This is a genomic window from Sulfurospirillum sp. MES (assembly GCF_000789415.1).
GTDB classification, from domain to species: Bacteria; Campylobacterota; Campylobacteria; order Campylobacterales; family Sulfurospirillaceae; genus Sulfurospirillum; species Sulfurospirillum cavolei.
Window position 1 is genome coordinate 1 of record NZ_JSEC01000029.1, and the last position, 4,243, is coordinate 4,243.

Below are 4,243 nucleotides of genomic sequence, written 5' to 3' on the forward strand. Positions count from 1 at the left end.
GTGCTTGGAATTTTTGCACGTAGGCTGCGGTTAAAGTTGTGTTGGGAAGGTCGGTATTGACGATGCTTGCACCCTCAAATGCCTCTTTCACGATACGATTTCCTAAAGAGGCGATAAGTGGGGTATTTAAAAACATGCGTCCAACTTGAACGGTGGTTTTACCTGCACTGTAGGCTAAATACGCTTCGGAGAGTTGCGCACCTGAGCCGTACTCATCCCAGCCAAACTGTGTTTTGGCATTGGAGCTTGCAAACGGCGCACTGTTGGCTTGACCTGTCAACCCAAGACTAAAGCCGTTAAATGAGCCCGTTGTATAGCCAAGCACAACGCCCGTATTGAAAATAGATTCACCCGAAATGGCAGGGTTACGGTCACGATCCCAGTAAAACGCTTTGAGCTCACCGCTGACTTTGCCCTCTTTAAACGCATCTGCCAACGTATCGGCACCAAATGCACAGGTGCTAAGTCCCGCTGCACACAAGGCTACTAAGCTAAGATTTGCCAATTTCATATGTTTCTCCTTCGTAGTAAAAACACTTTACATGTAAAATGTTTATGACGTTAATTTATGCCAAAAAAGATGTGTGAAAGTGGTGCCATAACACATCCGGACAGACGCATAAACCCATCTGCCTTATTCTTTAATAAGCCCGTTGTTTTCATAATTAATTTGAAGCTTCAAGAAAAATTTTAAATAAAAAAAAGAGCAAAATAATCGAAGAGAAAAAGCAGAATTGTGACGAAAAAAATCGTAGATTTTTTATAAAATTCACTTTGTTAAAAGTAAAAGCACCCAAGGTGCTTGGGCATTCCGCCGAGGAAAACCCAGCGTTAGCGTAGCTTTTGGAGCTTTGCTTTAAAAGCGTGTATAGCGTTCGGTAAGAACGCTAATGAAAATGTGTCAAAAAAGAGGCGGCTTACGCCGCTCTCTTCCAAATCGAAACTTTCCAAAGATACGCTATTAGGGTAAAAATAGCCATAAATCCAATGAGCTTCAAACCTAAGCTCTCACGCTCCGCTTTTTTGCGATCTCCCACGTTTTCCATGTAAGCGATCACTTGCGATTGAGACGCTTCGCTCAGTCCCACGCGAGGCATCGCAATGCCCTCGACCATCTTCAGCGGTTCGTTGATAAAGGTGCTTAGATACTCCGCTTTTTTAGAGCGAATCATCATCGAAAGATCGGGTGCTTCGGCTCCCAGATAATTTTTCATCGACGTACTCGGCGTTTTAGCGTTCCATGCATCGTATTTCATACTATGGCATCTGCCGCATGCTTCTTCAAACACCTCTTTATCGGAAGGTTTTGTCGCGACGATATTTTGAAGATACGCCACCACGTCGGCAATCTCTTGATCGCTAAAAAAAGCAAAACTAGGCATCGCATAGGGCTTTGCGTCGTTAAATTTATGCGAAAGTTTGGTCGCACCCACGGGGTCTTTTAAAAAGCCCGCAAGGTAATTTTTCGCGTAAATCACACCCGAATGACTCAGATCGGGAGGCACGACGCCGTACGCACCAGCCGCATCTTCGGGACTCATAGGAGCGGCGTATCCCACGGACTCAATGCCGTGGCACGCGAGGCAATTGGCTTCAACCAATGCCTTGCCGTTGTCTGCATTGCCGTTTACATGTAAAGGCTCCATCTCTTTAAAACGAAAATCCGCAGGCGCGACATGAGGGTGCATTTGCGAATGCGCATACGGTTCCACGCCCCAGTAGGTCACGGCGGTAAAGAAGATCACAATGGCTAAAATCTTCACTTCTCTCATGCCTTTTCTCCTTTTTTCGCTTCCCATTTCGTAAGGATCGGAAGGGCGATAAAAAGCCCTAAAAACAGCACCGCGGCAAAAAATCCAACCCACGCGTTCACGCCCGTCGGCGGCAACTTACCGTAAACGGTAAGGACGATCATATCGACGATCAGCAGCCAAAACCACGCGAAAAATGCGGGACGTTTGTGTGCCGGAGCCGTATTCATCGCGTTGCGATCCAAAAACGGTAGTAAAAAAAATACCACGTTAGCAAACACAAACGCGATTAAACCGATGTCCATCGCCGCGATGCCGCCGATGTCGAAGAAAAAGCCCCGAAGCACTTCGTAATTCCATAAAAAATACCATTCGGGATAGATATGCGCGGGTGTTTTCATCGAATTTGCCGGCTCAAAATTGATCGGATCCATCGCAAAATCGAAGTGGTAACAAACCAAGAAAAAGAAAAACGTCATAAAAAAGCCGACGACGAAAAAGTCTTTCGATAAAAAGACGGGCCAAAACGGTACGACGCGAGACTCTTTAATGCGCCCTTCTTTGTATTTTTGCGCTTCCGCTTCAAAATCAAGCTCAACGGAATCTTGGTTATTGACATGCGGAAAGCGAAGTGAGTAAAAATGTACCGCGATCACCGCTAAAATCACGAGCGGTAATAAAACGACGTGTAACATAAAAAAGCGCGTCAACGTTGCATCGGCAACGACGTAATCGCCGCGTATCCAGATGACGACCTCATCGCCGATCACGGGAATACCGCTAAACAAATTGGTAATGACTTGCGCCGCCCAGTAGCTCATCTGCCCCCACGGAAGCATATAACCGCTAAACGCTTCGGCGGAAAACGCCACGAAAAGCACCATACCCGTTAGCCAAATCATCTCACGCCCTTTTTTGTAAGAGCCGTAATAAATTGCCGTAAACAGGTGAATATAAATAATCAAAAACGTCGCCGAAGCCGCAACGCCGTGCATATGTCGCCATAACCAACCGTACTCGACTTCTTGCATAATCGTATAATTGACGCTATCAAACGCTAAATTCACGTCCGGTTTATAATACATCAACAACAAAAGTCCCGTCACCAACAACACCGCAAATAAAGCGATCAAAACCACACCCATCGCCCATAAAAAGTTGATATTTTTAGGAATCCAATACTCGCTCATCATCACGCGCATAAAGGCTTTTACCGCTAAACGCTGATCGAGCCAATCGATCAAGCCTTCGGCTTTTTTGATCTGTGCCATAACGCCTCCTTACGCTTTTTTCGTCATTTTTTGATACTCCGCACCCTCTTCGCCCAAGACGATCGTTTCGCCGTTGCATTTAAAGGGAGGAATATCCAAAGGACGCGGCGGAGGACCGAACGTTTGTATACCGCTCGCATCGAAAACACCGCCGTGACACGCACACTTAAACGTGCGGGAACTCGCCTCGTAAGAGGGAATACACCCCAAGTGGGTACACAGCCCGATCAAAACGACAAAACGCTTCTCGCCGATGCGAATATCGCGTTTATCGTTGCTCGGCGTATCCGCGCTTTTACGTAAAATAAAGACGGGTTTCCCGCGCCATTGAACCGTATGCATTTCGTCCTCGTTCATACCGGAAAGATCGACGCTCACAAAACCCGCCGATTGGACGCTCGGAAGCGGATCCCAACTCTTTTTCATCGCGCCCAAGGCAAGCACTCCGCCCACGGTACTGATACCGCCTAGAGCCAAGCCTATAAAATCGCGCCTACTTTGTTCTGCCATCGATAGACTACTTTTTCGCGATAAAAGAGGCGAGCTCTTCGATTTGCGCATCGCTGAGATTGGCAACTTGCGGTTTCATCATCGCTTTTTGTTCTCTGCCGTAACTACCGTCTTTGTAACCTTTAAGAGCTTTCATAAAATCCTCTTTACTCATCTCTTTGATCACGAGGCTTTTATTTAACGCGGCTTTCTCGCCTTGCGCTCCGTGGCAGGCGATACACTTGGTATACAAAGGATTGGCCGATGCGCTTAAAGCAAGGCTACACCATACCAACGCAACGTTACATGTAAAGGTTGAAAGTTTCATCTACGACTCCTTGAAATTAAATTTTCACGCATCGTAGTAAAAAAAAATAGCAAAAAAATGAGATCAAGCCCAAAAAGAAGAGGTAATCACTATTTTTAAAGTAGGTTAAAGTAAACGCGTTGCGTCAAAGGCGTCTTAAAAGTGCTAACTTTCCCGTTTGAGCTTAATCGTAAAGAGTGCGCCGTAGTTCGTATTGCTGACGTTAATGATGCCGTTCATATTATTTTCGATAATCATCTTGGTCATATAAAGCCCGATTCCCGTGCCTTGTTTGGCATGTTTGGTCGTAAAATAAGGCTCGAAAATACGCTCGATATGCTCCGCCGCGATGCCGCCGCCGTTATCTTCGATTTTGATCAGCGTGTAGCGTTTGCCGTTTTTAACGCTCATCGCGATATACGGTG

General features: G+C 46.2%; 6 protein-coding genes. All 6 read right to left on the reverse strand.

The annotated features are described in order from the left end of the window. Nucleotides 1–511, reverse strand: a 511-nt coding sequence (locus OA34_RS13065) for an OprD family outer membrane porin (RefSeq protein ID WP_039676116.1), incomplete at its 3' end; no start/stop codon positions are given. A gap of 406 nt (nt 512–917) precedes the next feature. After that, nucleotides 918–1,772 carry a c-type cytochrome gene (locus OA34_RS13070; RefSeq protein ID WP_039676118.1) on the reverse strand — a complete coding sequence of 285 codons (855 nt, stop codon included), beginning with the start codon at nt 1,770–1,772 and terminating at the stop codon, nt 918–920. Further along, nucleotides 1,769–3,022, reverse strand: coding sequence for a cytochrome b (locus OA34_RS13075; RefSeq protein ID WP_039676120.1), 1,254 nt, complete (start codon nt 3,020–3,022; stop codon nt 1,769–1,771). Before OA34_RS13075 ends, OA34_RS13070 begins: the two co-directional genes overlap by 4 nt. Nucleotides 3,023–3,031: 9 nt before the next feature. Beyond that, complete coding sequence (gene petA / locus OA34_RS13080; protein WP_039676123.1) at nt 3,032–3,532, reverse strand: ubiquinol-cytochrome c reductase iron-sulfur subunit; 501 nt, start codon at nt 3,530–3,532, stop codon at nt 3,032–3,034. A gap of 7 nt (nt 3,533–3,539) precedes the next feature. Then, on the reverse strand, nt 3,540–3,839 hold the full coding sequence (locus tag OA34_RS13085) for a c-type cytochrome (RefSeq protein WP_039676125.1): 300 nt from the start codon (nt 3,837–3,839) through the stop codon (nt 3,540–3,542). A 144-nt stretch (nt 3,840–3,983) separates the two neighbouring features. Beyond that, nucleotides 3,984–4,243, reverse strand: a 260-nt coding sequence (locus tag OA34_RS13090; protein ID WP_039676127.1) for an ATP-binding protein, incomplete at its 5' end; no start/stop codon positions are given.